The 18,411-nt window shown below is 37.4% G+C and carries 18 protein-coding genes and 2 tRNA genes; 5 read left to right on the top strand and 15 right to left on the bottom strand.

Translation table 11 applies throughout. The features are described from left to right. Positions 1-8 precede the first annotated feature (8 nt). The 5 genes from H5S39_RS09430 to argS form a co-directional block, all read right to left on the bottom strand. Positions 9-2,501, bottom strand: coding sequence for an ATP-binding protein (locus H5S39_RS09430; RefSeq protein ID WP_182595059.1), 2,493 nt, complete (start codon positions 2,499-2,501; stop codon positions 9-11). A gap of 3 nt (positions 2,502-2,504) precedes the next feature. Continuing rightward, the gene (locus H5S39_RS09425; protein WP_182595060.1) at positions 2,505-3,689 is read right to left on the bottom strand and encodes a metallophosphoesterase family protein; all 1,185 of its coding nucleotides are present in this window, start codon (positions 3,687-3,689) and stop codon (positions 2,505-2,507) included. A gap of 98 nt (positions 3,690-3,787) precedes the next feature. Continuing rightward, complete coding sequence (locus tag H5S39_RS09420; protein ID WP_182595061.1) at positions 3,788-4,159, bottom strand: YlbF family regulator; 372 nt, start codon at positions 4,157-4,159, stop codon at positions 3,788-3,790. Positions 4,160-4,208: 49 nt separating this feature from the next. Beyond that, positions 4,209-6,374 (bottom strand): PBP1A family penicillin-binding protein, encoded by a 2,166-nt coding sequence (locus tag H5S39_RS09415; RefSeq protein ID WP_182595062.1) that lies wholly within the window; start codon positions 6,372-6,374, stop codon positions 4,209-4,211. A gap of 233 nt (positions 6,375-6,607) precedes the next feature. After that, the gene (argS, locus tag H5S39_RS09410) at positions 6,608-8,308 is read right to left on the bottom strand and encodes an arginine--tRNA ligase (protein WP_182595063.1); all 1,701 of its coding nucleotides are present in this window, start codon (positions 8,306-8,308) and stop codon (positions 6,608-6,610) included. Between the two features lie 351 nt (positions 8,309-8,659). Between argS and thiD the strand changes: the two genes are divergently transcribed. Then, positions 8,660-9,487, top strand: a complete 828-nt coding sequence (gene thiD / locus H5S39_RS09405) for a bifunctional hydroxymethylpyrimidine kinase/phosphomethylpyrimidine kinase (RefSeq protein ID WP_182595064.1) — start codon at positions 8,660-8,662, stop codon at positions 9,485-9,487. Next, positions 9,487-10,425 carry an L-lactate dehydrogenase gene (locus tag H5S39_RS09400; protein ID WP_182595065.1) on the top strand — a complete coding sequence of 313 codons (939 nt, stop codon included), beginning with the start codon at positions 9,487-9,489 and terminating at the stop codon, positions 10,423-10,425. The genes thiD and H5S39_RS09400 overlap by 1 nt, the downstream gene beginning before the upstream one ends. A gap of 144 nt (positions 10,426-10,569) precedes the next feature. Here H5S39_RS09400 and H5S39_RS09395 read toward each other — a convergent pair. Then, positions 10,570-10,640, bottom strand: a tRNA-Gly gene (locus H5S39_RS09395). Positions 10,641-10,687: 47 nt separating this feature from the next. Beyond that, positions 10,688-10,987: a hypothetical protein gene (locus H5S39_RS09390; protein WP_182595066.1), complete on the bottom strand. Its 300-nt coding sequence runs from the start codon at positions 10,985-10,987 to the stop codon at positions 10,688-10,690. 138 nt (positions 10,988-11,125) lie between these two features. Here H5S39_RS09390 and H5S39_RS09385 point away from each other — a divergent pair, with 138 nt between their 5' ends. Next, entirely contained in the window at positions 11,126-11,461 is a 336-nt protein-coding gene (locus H5S39_RS09385) for a hypothetical protein (protein ID WP_182595067.1), read from the top strand. Positions 11,462-11,520: 59 nt separating this feature from the next. On the opposite strand, the gene H5S39_RS09380 is transcribed toward H5S39_RS09385, so the two are convergent. Together H5S39_RS09380 and H5S39_RS09375 are read right to left on the bottom strand one after the other, a co-directional pair. Continuing rightward, positions 11,521-11,916, bottom strand: a complete 396-nt coding sequence (locus H5S39_RS09380) for an ASCH domain-containing protein (RefSeq protein WP_182595068.1) — start codon at positions 11,914-11,916, stop codon at positions 11,521-11,523. Positions 11,917-11,966: 50 nt separating this feature from the next. Continuing rightward, positions 11,967-12,680, bottom strand: a complete 714-nt coding sequence (locus H5S39_RS09375; RefSeq protein ID WP_182595069.1) for an ion channel — start codon at positions 12,678-12,680, stop codon at positions 11,967-11,969. A 133-nt stretch (positions 12,681-12,813) separates the two neighbouring features. Between H5S39_RS09375 and H5S39_RS09370 the strand changes: the two genes are divergently transcribed. Continuing rightward, positions 12,814-12,897: transfer RNA gene (locus tag H5S39_RS09370), tRNA-Leu, on the top strand. Between the two features lie 311 nt (positions 12,898-13,208). Here H5S39_RS09370 and H5S39_RS09365 read toward each other — a convergent pair. From H5S39_RS09365 to H5S39_RS09340, 6 genes are all read right to left on the bottom strand, one after another. Continuing rightward, complete coding sequence (locus H5S39_RS09365) at positions 13,209-13,487, bottom strand: heavy metal-binding domain-containing protein (protein WP_182595070.1); 279 nt, start codon at positions 13,485-13,487, stop codon at positions 13,209-13,211. Positions 13,488-13,839: 352 nt separating this feature from the next. After that, positions 13,840-14,511, bottom strand: coding sequence for a CPBP family intramembrane glutamic endopeptidase (locus tag H5S39_RS09360; RefSeq protein ID WP_182595104.1), 672 nt, complete (start codon positions 14,509-14,511; stop codon positions 13,840-13,842). Next, a complete protein-coding gene (locus tag H5S39_RS09355; RefSeq protein ID WP_182595105.1) occupies positions 14,504-14,749 on the bottom strand; it encodes a hypothetical protein in 246 nt (81 codons plus the stop codon). The genes H5S39_RS09360 and H5S39_RS09355 overlap by 8 nt, the downstream gene beginning before the upstream one ends. A gap of 113 nt (positions 14,750-14,862) precedes the next feature. Then, on the bottom strand, positions 14,863-15,786 hold the full coding sequence (rbsK, locus tag H5S39_RS09350) for a ribokinase (RefSeq protein ID WP_182595071.1): 924 nt from the start codon (positions 15,784-15,786) through the stop codon (positions 14,863-14,865). Positions 15,787-15,843: 57 nt separating this feature from the next. Continuing rightward, positions 15,844-16,860 carry a ribose utilization transcriptional repressor RbsR gene (gene rbsR / locus H5S39_RS09345; RefSeq protein ID WP_182595072.1) on the bottom strand — a complete coding sequence of 339 codons (1,017 nt, stop codon included), beginning with the start codon at positions 16,858-16,860 and terminating at the stop codon, positions 15,844-15,846. Positions 16,861-16,943: 83 nt separating this feature from the next. Beyond that, entirely contained in the window at positions 16,944-17,552 is a 609-nt protein-coding gene (locus tag H5S39_RS09340) for a hypothetical protein (RefSeq protein WP_182595073.1), read from the bottom strand. A gap of 215 nt (positions 17,553-17,767) precedes the next feature. On the opposite strand from H5S39_RS09340, the gene H5S39_RS09335 reads away from it, so the two are divergent. Beyond that, the gene (locus H5S39_RS09335; protein WP_182595074.1) at positions 17,768-18,400 is read left to right on the top strand and encodes a deoxynucleoside kinase; all 633 of its coding nucleotides are present in this window, start codon (positions 17,768-17,770) and stop codon (positions 18,398-18,400) included. The last annotated feature ends 11 nt before the right edge of the window (positions 18,401-18,411 follow it).

Here is an 18,411-nt window from a genome sequence, read left to right as displayed (position 1 = left end):
TTCATAATTTATTCATGATTTAATGCCTGCAAATCTAAAACACTGGCAGACAATTTTTTCACACGGTCATCAGCGGTAAAGTACAAGACTTGATTCTTCTTTGCAATTTCCGTTAATAACTTTAGCATGCGCTGACGACGTACATTATCAAAATTAACAAAGCCATCATCAATAATTATTGGGAAATTTGCTTGATCGCTCATTACAGTTACAAATCCTAAACGCAGGGCAATATAGAGTTGCTCAGCAGTTCCCTGTGACAATTCTTCAACCAAAAAGACTTCTTGATCAGCACGGACAACTTTGATCCCATCAACAGTTAAATCAATCTTAGTATAGCGATTCTCCGTTAAAAGAAAAAAGAATCGTTCTGCTTGACGAATGATTGCGGGATACCGATCAGCTGAAGCTTTGACAAGGGCTTTGTTGATCCATTCTATCGCTAATTGATATTGAAGCCATTCCTGTACTTCACGCCAAATTTTAGTAGCTAAGTTAGCCCGCTCCTGTTCAAGATTACTTAGGGTACCGTCCTCAGCTAAGCTCGTGATTTCTACCTTATCCTTTTGAATTTTCGTTTGTGCCTTAGTAATCGTCAAATTTAGGTGGTTAATTTGCTCTTGCATGCGTGTAAGTGCAGACTCCAATTCTTCTTTACTTACGTATTTTGCTAATTCTCGGCGGTCGGTGATAGTTAGCTGCTGACCATAAGCATCGGAAGTAAGGGATTGTGATTGTGCCGCTGACCGCTGTGCCAGATACTGCGCAAATTGTTGATCATCGTGAACATCAGCCTGCTGGTAAAGGTTCATCTTTTGTTGATGAATCTTATTGGCTTCTTGAGCAAGGCGAGCTAGATTACTAGCAATTGTTGCTTTTTCTCTCGTATTTACTTGGACATCTTGCTGAGCCTGTTGACGCTGTTCAAGTAAGTCATCAATCTTTGCCTTCACCGAACTAAGGGGCAGGGTTTGTAAAGCAGGCGATAGTTGTCGACGAAAAACCGTAAGTTGATGATTATACTGCTGCTGATCTTGTGCAGCAGCTTTTACTTGGGTAGATAACTCAGCAGCCCGTTCTATATCCCCCTGCATTAATAACCACTGGTCAACAGGAAAATCACTTAAGTCATGCTTGCGCCCAAATGCATTTATTTCCTGGGCATTATCTTTTACCGGAGAAAAATCCTTATCTACTTTTTGCCGTCGATAATAAAGATACATGACCGTTGCAAATGCCACAATTGCCCCAAGTGCCGTAAGAAAGGTAATGTTAGCCAATAAACCGATAATAAAAAGAACAAATCCTCCTATAATGCCAATCATTGATGGACGTGAAAGATCGCCCGCTGACTGATTATTCCCAATTCGTGAAATCGTACTACCATTAAGCAACTGAATAAGTTCAGTTTTTGCCTGCGGAGTTAATGGCGCTGGTAATGGATAATGATAATGTCCTTTAATCGAATTCAATTCATGTTGCCAATCCTTAACCTGATCCTGTTGACGTTGCTGTAACGCTCCTGTAGCCTGTAATTCAATTACTCGTTCTTTAAGCCGTTGTAGTTCCTGAACGTGGTGCGTAGTTTGTGTTGATAAGGGATGAGTATTAAGAAGTGTTAACCGTTGCTGATACTCTTCTTGTTGGTGGTGAATTTCCTTTTCTTTTACTTGGAGTTTTTGGACTGCCATAACCTGCTGGTCGGTTAAGTAATTGACAGACTTGTCTATTTGTTGATTATTTCGCCATTTAGAATAAACTGGCCATAGTTGGTGTAAATGCTCAAGTTTCTGTAAGGCAGGCTTTTGATTAGCCAGTTCTGATTGTGTACGTTGCAGTACTTTTTGATTATTTTTTAGATCTGTCTGTAAATCCTGATAATGTTGAAATTTTCCCCGAACATGCTTAATTTTATCCGTCAAAACCGTATACTGATGTAAATCTTGGTTTAAGGGCCATTTTCGTCCTCGTGGTTTATAAAGATGATCCGCATGTTTTTGATACTGACTAATCAGTTTATCCCATTGGGCGCTCCCGACTGCACCAAGTTGTTGCAAGTGTTGCTGCCATTCATCGCGGTTGACCTCATCAACTACTGCTAAATCACGTTGACCAAAACTAAATAGTGCTTGGTAAAGTGAACGATCCATTGTACCAATTAGATTCCTTAATTCTTGTTCACCGCCCTGGTTTCCCTGCGAATCTATCACCGTCACTTTTCCTCCATTACGGCCACGTTGCCGCTTAATTAAGTAATCTTCGCCATTAGCTTCAACCTGCAAACTGCCGCCATAGCTAGATGTATTTTTAGGAATATATTGGGCAAAGCGGTTCTTACCTCGACCATCAGCAAAACCAAATAGAATGCTAACTAAGAAGGCCATTAAAGTTGTTTTCCCTGCCTCATTCGGACCATAAATTATTTGTGGGTTAGCTGTAAAATCAAAATCTTGGTCATGCCATTTTCCAAAACCATCGATATGGGCTTTTTTAATTTTCATTTACTAATCCTCCCGCCGTAATAATTGAGTTGTTGCCCGTTTTAACTGTTGAAGGTCAAGAGTCGTTAACTTACTTGCTAAATCCGCATTTCGGGCTAAACTTGCCGTCAACTCAGCAATCTTAGCAGGAACAAATACCTCGTTAGCGGCTTGCTGCCAATAATCTTCATCTAAGTCAGTCATCGATGGTAGTGAATTTGACTGATGAACTAATAAATTATAGATCCACCATTGATTATTATCTGCATTTTGACGCTGAAGGTGTTCAAGCACATCCCCATTAATAAGCAGGTGTTGAATTGCTGGTGATAGCTGGTCACTTTTGGTAATTAAAAGTTCAACAAGCTGGAATGGTGTTTTTTTAACTGCTTCTATAACTTTTTGAGATAGAAATCGTTCCAATTCTGCTAAATTCGCGGTCGACATCGCAGCAACCTTTATCGTTGACCACTCGATTTCAGCAACCGGCTTAAACTGCGGGATAAGTTTATTGCCTTGGCTTTCAACTAGGTAATAACCATGCTGACCGGCTTCATTTTTATGTCGTCCCTGAGGATTGCCACTATAAACGATTGGTGGATTAGCAACAAGTAGCTGGTGCTTATGGATATGACCGAGCGCCCAATAATCATAATTTTTAGCTTCTAATTCAGAAATGGTAAACGGGGCGTAGTGGTTATCTTGGTTCTGTTGAACTGCCCCGTGTAACATCCCAATATGCCAAGTTGTTTTCCTTTTTGGAGGATATTTTATTAACGGATCCTCACTAATCCAGCGTTGATCATAACTAAAACCAGAAATCGCAACTGTTTCATGATTTGCTAGTGTAATAGTCGTGGTGGTTACTCGATTGCCAAAAACATAAACATTAGCTGGCAATCCATCCTTTCCGTGAACGACCTGATAATCATGATTTCCATAAAGCAAGTAAAGAGGAATCTGTGCTTGGTTAAGACGTTCACATTGCCTGGTAAAAAAATCAGTAGCTGCAATACTCTGCGAATCTCGGTCGTAGATGTCGCCACTAATCAGGACAAAATCAACTTGTAACTCGATCGCATCATCGACAATTTTCTGAAAAGCTGTAAAAGTAGATGAATGAATACGTTTCCACAACGATCGAGGCATCGCTGTCAACCCTAAAAAAGGACTATCAAGATGTAAATCTGCTGTATGAATAAATCGCATAATTAATTCTCCATCATTAAATATTTACCTTAAATTAATGAAGAGGCTGAGAAAAATTCTACATTTTTCTCAGCCCCTTACTCATTAAATGAGATTAATTATTCTTGTCCTGGCATTTTTGGCATTACTTCACTATAAAGATCTTGAATTGGACTTGTAATGGTCTTGTTCAATTGTTGAAGCATACTGTCAACTTGTCGTTCTTGGTTCATCAAATCTTGAACAACCTTTTTACCACTAACTTCTTTAGCAAGGTTTTGAATCTTCTTAATTTCATCATCAGATGGTTGCTGACCAGCCATTTGTTTGTGTTGTGCATCCGCTTGAGCTTGTTGGAACTTTTTGAACGTATCAAAAGTAGCACTATCAGCTTTTAAGGCTTCAAAAGCCTTTTGTAATCCTTGGTATTCTTGTGTTTCGCGTAATTGGCGACTGAGTTCATTTGCAGTATCGTAAATATTTACAACCATTGAAAAATCTCCTTTTATACTATTCTTGTTTTTATTGTATCATATTCTCCTAGAAAAGCGATCGAACATTACTCCACCATTGACTTGCCTTATTGCCAAAATTATTAATTGACTGGCTAAAGTTATTTACAAAGTTGTCACCATCTTTGAGGAACGAGCCCCACCCTTTTGATGATCCTTTTGTCTTTTCATTTGCCCTTGTCTGGGCATCTTCTACCGTAAACTTAGTTCCAGCAGTATTCGGCAAGATTGCACTCATTTCATTTTTGTAAAGATAATTAATACTTCGTTCAGAAATATCATTTAATGTATGACTCTGATTTGTATCATCGTATCCTTCCCAAGTTGCAACCACAACATCAGGAGTATAACCAACAATCCACTTATCACGATCATTAGAGTCATCGCCTTTAACTCCTGAATTAGTTGTTCCTGTTTTACCAGCAATCGTGTAACCACTTGGCTTAGCGGACTCACCGGTTCCATGAGCAAATACACCAATCAGCATACTAGTCATTTCTTTAGCGGTCTTGCCAGAAATAACTCGTTTGTTCTTTGTACCATCATTTTTAGCAATAACCTTTCCCGAAGCATCTTCAATCTTAGTAATGTAGTGAGGAGACGGCATTAATCCATCATTAGCAAAAACAGCATATGCGCGTGCCATTTGCTGTGGTGATACCCCCTTGGTCATTCCACCAAGAGCAAGAGCAAGGTTTTTATCTCCCTTTTCGACTGGTAAGCCAAATTTCTCCGCCATATCATATCCACGATTAACACCAATCTTATTTAATAGCCATACTGCCGGTGCATTTAAACTCTCATACAAGGCCTTATACATTGGCACCGTTCCACTATAAGTATCATCATAGTTTTTGGGGGTGTAATTATTAGTACCGTATGATTGCTTTTTATCTTGTAAATTTGAATCGTAGAAATAACCATGTTCAAGAGCTGGTGTATAGACCACAATTGGCTTTATTGTTGAACCTGGTTGACGACGCATTTGAGTTGAACGGTTAAATCCACGGAAAACATGCTTGCCTCGTCCACCTACGACTGCTGTTACTCCGCCATTCTTCGGATTCATTGCAATGGAAGCCGACTGAACCATCGTTCCATCTGCTGAGTCTTGCGGGAAGTTATCATCATCGTCATAAGTTTGCTGCATTGAACGTTGCTGATCTTGGTCAAGCGTAGTATAAATTCGATAGCCATTATTCATAATATCCTTTTCTGAAATATGGTAACGGCTCTCTGCTTCGGCAATAACCGCATCAAAGAAATATGGATATTTATAGCTATCATTAGGAACATAACCATTAGTAATACTAAGCGGTGTCCGCTTGTACTGATTTGCAGCACTTTGACTCAACTTGTGGTTTTCGACCATCAGTTGGAGAACCATATTTCGTCGTTGCTTTGTCGCATTTGGGTGTTCAATTGGGTCATATATTCCCGGGGAGGTCAGCATTCCCGCTAAAGTTGCGGCTTGCGGAACCGTTAATTGGCTTGCATTCTCATCAAAGTAACGGCGGGCAGCATCTTGAACCCCCCATACCCCATGCCCAAAGTAGGCATTATTAAGGTACATTGTTAGAATTTCATTTTTGCTGTATTGGTTTTCAACTTCGATTGCAATAAAAATTTCCCGTGCTTTACGTGAAAAAGTTTGTTGTTGGGTTAAAAAAGCATTTTTAACTAGTTGTTGGGTTAAAGTACTTCCCCCACCAGAAATATAATCACGGTGGAGAAGTTTATTTTTAACTAGTAGAAAGCCAGCCCGTCCTAGACCTTTAACTGAAAATCCATGCTCATGGTAAAAATTACGGTCTTCTGTTGAAAGTACCGCGGCAGGAACATTTGACGAGATATTCTTCAGCTCAACATAAGTTCCCTTTTGCGCATAAAGACTTCCAGCTGACTGGTTACTTCGGTCATAGATCATTGTTGGCCGTTGCAAACGATTTTTTAGGTTTTTGACGTCAGCAGTCTTAGCCACAAATGTCAGGTGAATACTGGTAAGTAAGAAGATCCCTAGTAAAATTACAATGATCCACCGGGTTAATTGGTAACGATGCCAGAATTTTTTAAGCATTGCTACAAAAAGCTGCCAATAGTGTTTAAACCAGGCCTTAAATACTTGCCATGCCTGTTTCCACCATCTTAAAAGGCGCTCTTTTAAATCTGAATTTGATTGTGGTTCTCGCTTCATTCATAATTCTCCATTTTCATTCAAAAAGCTGCCCATTATTTTATCATATTCCTAAAGTAATAAAATAGTTTTAGCAATAGTTTAACTTTAAATTAAACGGTAACTGCTAACCTTTCTTAACATAACTTATGCTATTTAAAGACATAAAGAGACTGGAATTTAACTCAGTCTCTTTACTGTTTTTATATTAATATAACTGGCTCAGCTTTAAACAAACCAACCTTAGACGATCATTACATCTCATCCGGAGCTTTGATATCAAGTAGGTCAAGAGCAGACTTTAGAACATTACTTACAGCTTGCGTTACAGCTAACCGTGCTGGTTGGGCCTCATCATCTTCAAGAATCCGCGTATGTGCGTAGTATTGATTAAACTTCTTCGCTAATTCAAGGGTATATTTAGCAACTACCGATGGGTCATAATTTAAGGCAGCCCGCTTGATAGCTTCACTGTATTGTCCTAAGAAACTGATCAATTCCCAGGCTTCGGCACCAGCTTTAGTTAGGTCAACATTACTGAAGTCCCGAATACCACCCTTCCGTAAAATACTTTCTGCCCGTGCATGAGCATATTGAACGTAAGGGCCAGTTTCTCCTTCAAACTTAACCACATCTTCAAGCTTAAAGTTAACCGCGTTCCGCCGATAGTTCTTTAAATCATGGAAAATAACAGCACCGACACCAACCTGTTGGGCAACTTCATCAGCATTTTCAAGGTCAGGATTCTTTTCTTCAATTTGCTTTCGTGCTAAGTCAATTGAATCATTTAAAACGTCTTCAAGGGAAACAACATTTCCTTTTCGTGTAGACATCTTTTTACCATTCAAGTTCATCAAACCAAATGAAACGTGTTCAATTTGATCCCACCAATTGAAGCCCATATCTTTTAATGCTAACTTCAATTGACGGAAGTATGTGTCCTGATCTGTCCCTACCACATAGATAGACTTAGCAAATCCATACATCCGTTTCCGGTAAAGTGCTGTCGCCAAATCACGAGTAATGTACGTTGTTGTTCCATTACTTTTAATGATTAGCAATGGTGGAAGATTGTAGTGGTCAAGGCTAACAATCTGTGCACCCCGGCTTTGTTCAAGCAAGTTCTTGTCCTTTAATAATTGGATTGGTTCTTCCATCTTTTGAGCGGAGAAAGCTTCACCATTGTATGAATCAAAGTGAACATCTAACATATCATAAACCCGGTTGAACCGTTCTAATGAAAGGCTTCGAAACCGGTTCCACATCTCCCATGCTTCTTCATCACCATGTTCAAGTTTAGCAAACCAATCTCGACCTGCTTCGGTGTATTCAGGGTGATCTTCTGCTTCGGTATTAATCCGTACATATAATTTAACCAACGTATCAATTGGGTCTTCTTTTAACCCCTTTTGAATTTCTGGATCATTACCCCACATCTTATAAGCAGCCATCATCTTTCCAAACTGTGTACCCCAGTCACCAAGATAATCGATTCGAATAAGGTTATAGTTAACCTTTTCAAGAATCCGTGCAACTGCTTCACCAATCATTGTCGAACGTAAATGTCCAACTCCCATTGGCTTGGCAATATTAGGTGATGAATAATCGATCGTAACATTCGCCTGGTGACCAAGATCAAGTTCACCATAATGGGCAGGATCAGTTAAAATACTTTGTAAAATCTTTGCACCGACTTGAGCTTTATCAAGGAAAAAGTTGATATATGGACCAGCAACAATAACTTTTTCAAAGCCATCTTGGTCAACTTTTTCAACTAATTCGCTAGCAATCATTTGTGGAGCTTTATGCAAAATCTTAGCTAAGAAGAATGTTGGAAAAGCATAGTCTCCATTATTAGAATCTTTAGGCCGCTCAATTTTTGCTTCGATCTCTTTTATGTCCATCTCTGGTAGCGCTTGTGCTAATGCTGCTGCTACTTGTTGCTTGTCATTCATATATAAATTCCTCCTTAAATAAAAAACGTCTCCAATAAGCTTATACTTACTAGAGACGAGAGTTCCCGCGGTACCACTCTAATTGAATTAGAATTCCACTCATTTATTGATTTAGTTAAAATACTCAAGGCACGCCTTCATAATTAAGGAAACCCCTAACTCTCATCAACTATAGGGTCGCTGTAGATCCTTAAAAAATTACTACTCCTTGAGTTTTGTTCTTAAATATTATAACAAATCCCCACTTAAATACAAGGTCTAATGGTAAGGTGCTCGTTGCTGCTTTTTTCTTATTTATTATATGTTACAATGATGATTATTAAATACTAATGAAAGGTTGATGAGTTATTTATGACAAAGCCCACAATCCAAGCCTTAACAATTGCAGGTCATGATTCAGATGGCAGCGCTGGAATGCCAGCTGATCTCCATGCCTTTTTTGCAGATGGCGTCTATGGTCACGGAATTTTGACCGCAGCAGTTTCTGGAAATTCATACGGAATCACTTCTTCACAGATTATGTCAAAAGAATTTATCGCTGAGCAATTTAGAGTATTACGAAAAGATTTTTCTATTAAAGCCGCTAAAACTGGAATGTTAGCTAATGATGATGTAATTAATGTTGTTGCTGATAATTATTCCATAACCGACTTCGGTCCACTGGTCGTTGATCCGGTTATCATCACAAAGCATGGCGCTATGCTGCTAGAACAATCTGCATATGAATTATTCCGCGAACGAATTATTCCATTAGCAACTGTCATCACCCCTAACTTTTACGAAGCGCAAAAACTAACAGGGATAGAAGTGAAAACTAACGAAGAACGAGTGGCGGCTGCCCATTCTCTTCAACAATTGGGAGCAAAAAACGTTATCATTAAAGGCGCCCATAATGATAAAAGCCAAACAACCGTTGATGATTTCGTTCTTCTTGAAAATGGCGATAATTTCTGGCTTTCAAAACCTTTCGTTAAAACAACTCGTCTTAACGGAACTGGTGATAGTTTTTCAGCAATTATTGCTGCCGAGCTTGCTAAAGGAAATAGTGTTAAAATAGCTGTTACAAAGGCTAAAGATGCCGTATATACAGCAATTGCTAATCCCTTAACGGTTGGGCATAAATTCGGTCCAATCAATCATTGGGATGCACAAAAGGAGTTGCAACAGGAGGAATTCTAATGCTGGATACATATAGGCATAAGGTTGTATTAATTGGTGATGGCGCTGTTGGTTCAACATTTGCGTTTTCGTTACTACAATCAACCAATGAAATTGATGAGTTAGTAATTGTTGACCGGACAAAAGAAAAGGCTGAAGGGGATGCTCTTGATCTAGCAGATATCACCCCACTCACCAGTCCGGTTAAAATTTACGCCGGTAGCTACGAAGATACTGCGGACGCTGATGTCGTTGTAATTACTGCTGGAATTGCCCGTAAACCGGGCGAGTCGCGACTGGACCTTGTAAACAAAAATGCGACAATCTTAAAAACAATCATTGACCCAATCGTCGCCAGTGGTTTTGCGGGAATCTTTGTAATTTCAAGTAATCCTGTTGATATCTTAACTACTCTTGCCCAACGAATCAGTGGCTTCCCTAAAGAACGAATTATTGGAACCGGAACTTCCTTAGACTCGCTGCGTTTAAGAGTTTTTCTAAGCAAAAAGCTACACTTATCAGTTAATGTCATCGACGCCCTTATGTTGGGTGAACATGGTGATACATCCTTTGCCGCGTTTAATGAAATTACCGTTAGCGGAAAACCGTTAAAAAATCTAACAGCTCTTTCTTCAACAGAGAAAAAGGAGATTGAAAAAGCGGTGCATCAAGCAGGTGGAAAGATCATCGCTAATAAGGGGGCTACTTTTTACGGGATTGCTAAATGCCTATCTGCAATTACTCGTGCTATTATTGAAAACCGCAATATCGTCCTGCCAATCTCTGCTCCCTTAGATGGTCAATATAACATTGAAAATATTTATCTCGGTACTCCAGCTATCATTAATAGTCAAGGGATCGGACAAGTACTTGAATACCCGTTAACCACTGATGAAGTTGAAAAAATGCAACAATCAGCAATCGCAATGCAAGAAGTTCTTACAAACATTAATGTATAAAGTATCAGTTAAAAACTTCTTCGTAGAATTTCGCTCGCATAATGCAAATTGGCCTGTTAGTTTGGAATACGACTACTTTAATGAAGGGCAAATAAATAAAGGACTGGTGAGGAGATATAATTTTCTCACCAGTCCTTTATTATAAGCGGGTAACGAGAATCGAACTCGCGACGCAACCTTGGGAAGGTTAAGTTTTACCACTAAACTATACCCGCATATACTAAACTAAGTTCAACACTTAATTAGTATATACCTCTTATAATTATTTGTCATTACTTTTTGAAGATTTTTTCGTCTTCTTTTTTGATGACTTTTCATCACTATCTTCCTCATCGTCGTCTTTTTCTTCGCGAGGAACAGCCTTGACCATCTTGGCATCTTTTTGTCGAATAACGGCACGCCCGTTTAATTCGTTGACCCCGCTCTTATCAGATGGGTCATAATCTTGAATCGATATCATAACTGAATTAGTGTACACTTTTTCAACAACACCAGAAAAGTCATGTTCTAAAGGACCAAATTTTTTAGCTTTTACAATATCCCCAATTTCAAAATCTGCCACTTAATTTCACCTCATATATATTGTTGTTTGGAAGTAATATACGTACTTTACACTTTTTTTACTATATTTTCAAGCCAAAAGCATATAGTCAGTTCATTATAATAATGCTAAAATCAAAGCCGAAAGGAGTTTATCCATATGTTAAAAATAATAGCGGCTATCCTTATCGTAATTCTACTAGTTACTACTACCATTGGCCTACATGCAAAGATTGAACGAAAAGTTACTAATTGGCTTGAACTTAGTCGTCTATCCTATTTTATTTTACTATTCGTTTCAATTGTCCACGCATTTCTATATTTTAAAAGTTTATTCATTAGTGATATTCTATGGATTATTTACTTAGTGATTACTTATATTCTAATGGAAACTGCCTTTCGCCTTAAACGGGAAACATTTGGAAATCCTCACTTAACGGTGCTGCTTTTCATTATCCTTGTGATTGCTTTAGGGATTAGCTGCTGGCAAATATAATCCAAAATATAATTATTTCTAGCAGATAACTATATTTTGGATAACCAGAAAAATGCTTTTTAATAAACTAACGGGGCTATTTTTTGTTGATACCATTTTCGCCCATCAAGAGAAAATGGATTTGTAAATGGTGCAGGGACAATTAAACTATCAGCAACATTAAATAACTTTAGTTGTCCTTTCACTTTGATCGGATTAATCCAATAAGAACCTCCTTGCTCAAATGCCGCAATTTTCCAAGCATAATATGGACCATCACCGTCATCTCTTTTTACAATATCAGTTATTTTTACAACACATAAAGCATATCCAGCAACTGCGCCAGGTGTCTTCTTAGCTGAATTGCAAATCAAAAGATCACCACGATAATGAGTCGTCCAGCTTCGATATTCTTCTGTCTTAACTCCATTAAGAATTTCCATCGCATATTCCGGACGAATTGATAAAGCCTTCATCAAATTACCTCTCCTAAGCAAACACAAATAAAAAACTAGAACTTAATTTTTTATTCCCTTCCTTTAGTTTCATTATTTATTTTCTTAATTTCAGCTTGTAGCTCCTTATTCGCTTCTTCTAGTTTATTCAATTTCTCCAACACTTCCTCCATTCGGTCACTTGTATGATCCTGGATAAAGAAATTGGTAATTGAACTAGTCAATACACCAACAAAACCAATCCCAACAACCATTAATAAGATTGCAGCAAGTTTTCCTAAAAAAGTATGTGGAGAAATATCACCATACCCAATTGTTGTCGCAGTAGCAATTGCCCACCACAATGAATAGCTAAACGGTTCATGCTCACTAATTGAATACATGGATGCTGATACCACAAGAATACACACACTCGTATACATTACATAGATTAAACCGTTTGTTTGGAGAAGGCGGTTAAGCTTACCGGTTAAACCGATAAGACGAAAAATACGTAAAACGCTAACAAACCTTGCGATTCGAGCAAAACGGAACAAATTAAAGGTTGCATTTACCGGAATAATAGAAATTAAATCAAAGAAATTCTGCTTAAAAAATTTCTTTTTATCTTTTGCCAAATAAAAGCGAATAACATAATCAACAGTAAAGACAACCAGTATAATATTATTTAATAATGCCGGATATCCTACATTAATATTAATAACTGATCCATAATCTAAGATAATCAATAAAATTGAAACGACAGCAAGAATCACCATAATTGATTCATAAATTTTCTTTTTCATTGTTAATACCCCAAATCATATCTACTCACTTTTTTAGTATAATCAGGAACTGACATATTCGCAATCAGTATTAAAAAATGCTTGTAATTTTTGCTGAATTCGTTATACTTAATAATGTTACAAAATAGTTAGTGCCTCAGTGGCGGAACTGGCAGACGCGCAACGTTCAGGTCGTTGTATGGTTATCCATGTACAGGTTCGAATCCTGCCTGAGGCATTATTAGTTATTATAATGAGTTATCGAAAAGTTAAAAATTCTGTCTCTTTCTATATTATAGATAACGAGAAGTTATAACTTATTATAATTAATTTCAAAATTGATGTACAAACTGATGTACAGTAAAACGGCACCTCAATCAAGAGATGCCGTTTTGATTTTAAACCACTCAATTTATGTGATTGTATCATTTAAAACTAGAAAGAGCGCCGTTTAAGCGCCCAGCTACCAGTACGACTTAAGTAATCAACTGAAGCCATCTTGTAATCCTAATTATCATTGTGCCTATTCTGCAACGTATCCGTCAAGTTTCAGTTCATAAATTGAATCATCGTCCCATACGCCGTTAACACCAAAAATTTTGGTGCCACCTGCATATTGGCGACATTGGTAGTAAATCGAACTTCAACTACACCGTCTGCTCCTTTTTCGCTTGCCCGTCGTTTTAATTTTTCTTGAACATCAATAAATAGCTGGTCCATCGACTCAAATGAATCAATTGCTTCAGTTGGCATTGCCAAATGACTAGTTGCATTAACGATCCCTAAAATACGGTGTGCTTGCGGAAACCCCTCTGTGGATAAAAACATTTATTATTCCTCCTAATATCATTACCATTTTAAAATAACAAAGAGACTGGATATTTTCCAGCCTCTTTCACTAATACGGAAAGAATCTACCACTTTGCTTAGGAACTAATATTTAATCCATTTTTGATTCTAACTTCCGCAAAGTCGTATTAATCTATTATTTGGTGCACCCTGGTGACCTGTTATATTAATTACATAAATACTTAACACGGGATTCCTAGTCACGCTTACGTTGCTTCTCGCCTACTTTAATGCCTTCAACGCCAAATAATAGGAGAAAAATTTATCCTCATAATTTTCTTTCCACATTTATATTATACTTATTTTAGAAAGCGATTACAATAACATATTATTAACTAACCTGCATTAAAAGAACGTACATCGCAATGCTATTATTAATTATATGAACTGCAATTGAATTACGAATATCACCCGTTTTTAAATAAACAAGTGCCAAAATCAACCCCATATAAGCATAAATTATAAAACTAATCGGATTAGTACTCATATGTCCAGTTGAAAAAACAATACCTGAAAGAATTGCCTTAGGCCAAATATTGCCACGTCTAAAAAACATATTGGTAAGTGTTCCACGAAAAATCAATTCTTCTGCGATAGGGCTTAAAATAACGGCTGAAAATACAAAAATGACAGTAATAATTGGACTATGACCAAGCATACTTCCTAAAGCAGCATTATTAGCCGTTTCAGTTTGATGATAGATTAATTGATTAAAAAAACTTAAAATGTCCATTCCGACTATAATTGCTAAATACCCACCAATAATCCACCTGATTTTAATACCAGCTGGCGAACCTAACTGATTATAGGTGTGATAAGTCCGACGAGCCCACCAAATAATCGCTAACATTAAGCATATAAATAAAATCATAAAGCCATAAACTGCAAGCTGGCTTGTTTTTGCGTAATGGATTGCAAAATTAACCACAATTGGTGGAATCTCAATGGCAATCAACATTAATGCTATTAAGACAACCCTAAACGCCCAAGACTTTTTAATCATTCTCATTCTTCTTTTGCTCTTCCTTTGCTCGCTTTTCACGCATTCGTTGGATACTCCAGCGGGTTGAAATTTTAGTTACGATAATATTAGCAATTACAAAGCCGATCACCCACAGTAAGTACATTACCCATCCTGAAATATAATGTTCAATTGTCAGCCACACCAAAAGCGCGAATATGATCAACGGCGGTGTAACTACCTTAAGGATAAATTCTGCTTTCACAAGTAAAACCTCCATCATTATTTGTCCAACAGTTTACTAAATCAAAATCAAAAGCGCAAGTAGTCTTTGCGTAAATTAAAGCTCAGAACATCGTTATAAACATCCTGAGCCTTTTTTTAATATAATATTTAGTTATTCTTTGAAGCTGCAATAACTTCATCATGAGTTGGAATTGATGGCAATGCACCGAGCTTTTGAACTGCCAGTGAGCTTGCTCGTTGAGCGTAAACTAATGCCTTTTCAATGTTACTCATATCTGGTTTTAATTGTGATGATAACGCTCCAATAAAGGTATCACCTGCTGCCGTTGTATCAACTGCATTAACTTTGAAAGCTGGAATAAAGTTGTAACCATCTTGTGTACAGTAAAAGGCACCTTTAGCTCCCACCGTAATAATCAAATTACGAACACCCATTTGTGCAAACTTAGCAGCTGACATTAACATCGAAGTTTCATCGGTAACAATTATTCCCGTCAATGCAGAACTTTCTGTTTCATTTGGAATAATTAAATCAGTTAGCTTTAATACTTCAGGATCAATCTTATGTGCAGGAGCAGGATTTAAGATTGTCTTAACACCATTTTCTTTAGCAATTTGGAATGCCCGTAAAGTTGCTTCTTGCGGAGTCTCAAATTGCGCAATAACAAAATCAGCAGCAGCAATTTGATCCCGAGCGTCTTCAACTTCTTTAATACTTAATTGTTGGTTAGCTCCCCCATATACTAAGATACTATTTTGACCATTTTCATCTAATAGAATCGCAGCCGAGCCGGTTCCAGCCTTAGGATCAACATGGATACCTGCCGTATCTACATTGTTATCCTTCAACGCTTGAACCATCATTTCACCACCAGCATCTTCACCAACTTGGCCAACAAAAGCCGTTTCTGCACCAGAACGAGCAGCGGCAACTGCTTGGTTAGCACCTTTCCCACCAGCAGCATTAGTTTTATCTAAAGCAGCAATTGTTTCACCAGGTAATGGCATTCGCTTAACCTTCATTGTTGTATCAACGTTTAAACTCCCTACAATTGTTACATGGTTTGTCATCTATTTATTTCCTCCTTGAATAAACAATCATTTAACTGGTAGTACCATCATACCATATTATTTTTGTTGATAGGGGCCTGTACTATCTCGTTCAATTAATTTTACTGGAAAACTTTGCACACGCGCTTCATCACTATCATGATTAATCCGTTCAATTAACATTTTAGTCGCACCTGCACCCAAATCAAAAATTGGCTGCTGAACGGTTGTCAATCGAGGATACACATAATCGTCCCAATAAATATTATCATAGCCCATCACTGACATCTCTTCTGGAACTTTTATCCCTCTTTCATGTAGACCACGAAGAAGCCCAATTGCCATTTCATCATTTGCAGCAAATACGGCAGAGGCACCAGTAGCAAGTACTTCTTTTGCTGCTGTATACCCACCGGCTTTTGTAAGTGGTGCACGAATAATATCGTGAGAATCGATAATAGTTAAACCACTTTTCTCAATTACTTTTTTAAAACCATTCATACGATGATTTAAATTTTCAGTCGGATTATCAGACGTCAAAACAGCAATCTTTTTATGTCCTAATTTTAATAAGTGTTTAGCCGCAATTTGTCCCCCTAAATAGTCACTTGTCTGCACGCGGTCGCCATCTTGGGTATGGTTTTGATCAAATAAAATATACGGAATATCATTAAATGATATAACCTCTTTTATTGTTGCCGTTGTCATCGTCGCACTAGCGATAACAAGGCCACTAATTGACCGCTCTATCATTTGTGAAAGGTAATACTTTTCAAGTTTGGGATCCTTATTTGCACTAAAAACTAATGGAATAAATTTAGCTTCTCTTGCAATACTTTGTACCCCCTCAACAAATGTTCCAAAAAACGGATTTGCAATATTAGGAACTAATACACCTATTGTCTTAGCGCTTTTTAAAATCAAATTACGGGCATTAAAATCAGGAACATATTTATACTTATCTCGCAACGCAAAAACCTTTTCCTGGGTTGCCTTGCTAAAGCGTTCACCCTTATTATTAAGGATTTGCGAGACTGTTGTAACTGAAACACCTGCTTCATTTGCTAAATCACGAATCGTTATCTTCTTTTTCATTGCTGTCCAACCTCTTTAGTAAACAGTTTTATTAAGCTAAATAGTATTTAAATTACCTTAAACTAAATTAGTTTTATTTGCAATCATAATTCCTTAAAAATATCTTGAAGGATTTGTTGGCCTGTTGCCATTTGTGCACCCCGAACTCGAAGGTAATCAATTTTGGCACGTAATACATCGTACTCCCATAATGATGATAAATCATGTTCATTAAAATAATGGAGAGTTAACTTAATCGTATCGAGTTCTGTAATTATCCCGGTAAAATCATCTCTTCCTTTATATTTATCTGTACCAATTACTACCGGTAGCTTATTATTAAAGGAGTCTGCTAATAAATTTGACAATAGATTTCCTTGGGTAATTTCTGGATTGTCATCAATGAATTTTTGAACCTGCCAAATGTCGAAGTATCCATAATCATGAGCAACTTTAGTCTTTTCTGAGACAGATGTCAGATAGTCACTGTGACGTTCGGTATATAAAATACTGTTAATTCGAATTGCAATTAAACCGTTAATCTTTCCGTCCCAATCGATACTGATCATTAGGCAGAATACTGGATCAAGTGCAACTACAAAGCCAACATTAAAGTAATCATCATTAGGAAGATTATGAACCTCAATTAACGTCCCTTGTTGCTTTGCTAATGTTAGCTGAACTCGATTATCGTTTTCGCTTTCTTTTCTCATCTGTACTTCCTTAAAGTTAATTTTTCACGTGATTAAATTTTAAATATTTAGTCACCCGATATTTAATATTATAAACGCTCACAAAGCAGATGTGATAACTTTTAATTTGATAAATTAATTTTACTAACCACCAAATCTTGTAAAATTAAGTATGTTCTTCCACAATATTTTGTAGTAAGATGGTTTCTGTGACAAAAAAGTAAAGAGGGGCCATTATGGTGATTATTACAGCAGGGATGATCGGTGTCGGCAAAACTACCCTAACAGGAAAGATTGCTGAACACTTACATACAAAAGCATTTTTTGAACCAGTTGGAGAAAATCCAGTTTTACCACTGTACTACAAGAATCCAAAGCAATACGGCTTTTTACTCCAGATTTATTTTTTAAACAAGCGGTTCTCAATGATTAAACAGGCACTAACTGATGACAATAATGTGCTTGATCGTTCAATCTATGAAGATGCACTTTTTACACGTGAAAACAACGCAGAGGGCAATATCAGCGATACAGAGTTAGAAGTTTACTTAAAGCTCTTAGACAACATGATGAACGACCTACAACAGTTGCCAAAACGAGCACCAGACTTGATGGTTTATTCAGAAACCGACTTTGAAACAATTTTATACCGTATCAAAAAGCGTGGTCGCGATTATGAACAAATCGATACTAATCCAGAACTAAAGGATTATTACTACAAAATGTGGAGTGCCTATAAACAATGGTATAAGGATTATGATGCTAGTCCAAAAATGAAAATTGATTTAGAACGCTATGATCTTGAAAACCCTAAGAATGTTGAAACCGTCCTAGGAATGATTGATGAGCGATTAAAAACATTACGATAATATATTAGTGA

Origin of the sequence: Limosilactobacillus rudii, from assembly GCF_014145455.1 — a bacterium.
Lineage (GTDB): Bacteria > Bacillota > Bacilli > Lactobacillales > Lactobacillaceae > Limosilactobacillus > Limosilactobacillus rudii.
The sequence above is the reverse complement of the archived record's forward strand: the minus strand, read 5'-3'. Positions and strand labels throughout refer to the sequence as shown.

Bases quoted from the DNA above. Each gene is read 5' to 3' on its own strand.
- H5S39_RS09430 (WP_182595059.1), bottom strand. From the start codon at position 2,501: ATGAAAATTAAAAAAGCCCATATCGATGGTTTTGGAAAATGGCATGAC.
- H5S39_RS09425 (WP_182595060.1), bottom strand. From the start codon at position 3,689: ATGCGATTTATTCATACAGCAGATTTACATCTTGATAGTCCTTTTTTA.
- H5S39_RS09420 (WP_182595061.1), bottom strand. From the start codon at position 4,159: ATGGTTGTAAATATTTACGATACTGCAAATGAACTCAGTCGCCAATTA.
- H5S39_RS09415 (WP_182595062.1), bottom strand. From the start codon at position 6,374: ATGAAGCGAGAACCACAATCAAATTCAGATTTAAAAGAGCGCCTTTTA.
- argS (WP_182595063.1), bottom strand. From the start codon at position 8,308: ATGAATGACAAGCAACAAGTAGCAGCAGCATTAGCACAAGCGCTACCA.
- thiD (WP_182595064.1), top strand. From the start codon at position 8,660: ATGACAAAGCCCACAATCCAAGCCTTAACAATTGCAGGTCATGATTCA.
- H5S39_RS09400 (WP_182595065.1), top strand. From the start codon at position 9,487: ATGCTGGATACATATAGGCATAAGGTTGTATTAATTGGTGATGGCGCT.
- H5S39_RS09385 (WP_182595067.1), top strand. From the start codon at position 11,126: ATGTTAAAAATAATAGCGGCTATCCTTATCGTAATTCTACTAGTTACT.
- H5S39_RS09380 (WP_182595068.1), bottom strand. From the start codon at position 11,916: ATGAAGGCTTTATCAATTCGTCCGGAATATGCGATGGAAATTCTTAAT.
- H5S39_RS09375 (WP_182595069.1), bottom strand. From the start codon at position 12,680: ATGAAAAAGAAAATTTATGAATCAATTATGGTGATTCTTGCTGTCGTT.
- H5S39_RS09365 (WP_182595070.1), bottom strand. From the start codon at position 13,487: ATGTTTTTATCCACAGAGGGGTTTCCGCAAGCACACCGTATTTTAGGG.
- H5S39_RS09360 (WP_182595104.1), bottom strand. From the start codon at position 14,511: ATGATTAAAAAGTCTTGGGCGTTTAGGGTTGTCTTAATAGCATTAATG.
- H5S39_RS09355 (WP_182595105.1), bottom strand. From the start codon at position 14,749: ATGGAGGTTTTACTTGTGAAAGCAGAATTTATCCTTAAGGTAGTTACA.
- rbsK (WP_182595071.1), bottom strand. From the start codon at position 15,786: ATGACAAACCATGTAACAATTGTAGGGAGTTTAAACGTTGATACAACA.
- rbsR (WP_182595072.1), bottom strand. From the start codon at position 16,860: ATGAAAAAGAAGATAACGATTCGTGATTTAGCAAATGAAGCAGGTGTT.
- H5S39_RS09340 (WP_182595073.1), bottom strand. From the start codon at position 17,552: ATGAGAAAAGAAAGCGAAAACGATAATCGAGTTCAGCTAACATTAGCA.
- H5S39_RS09335 (WP_182595074.1), top strand. From the start codon at position 17,768: ATGGTGATTATTACAGCAGGGATGATCGGTGTCGGCAAAACTACCCTA.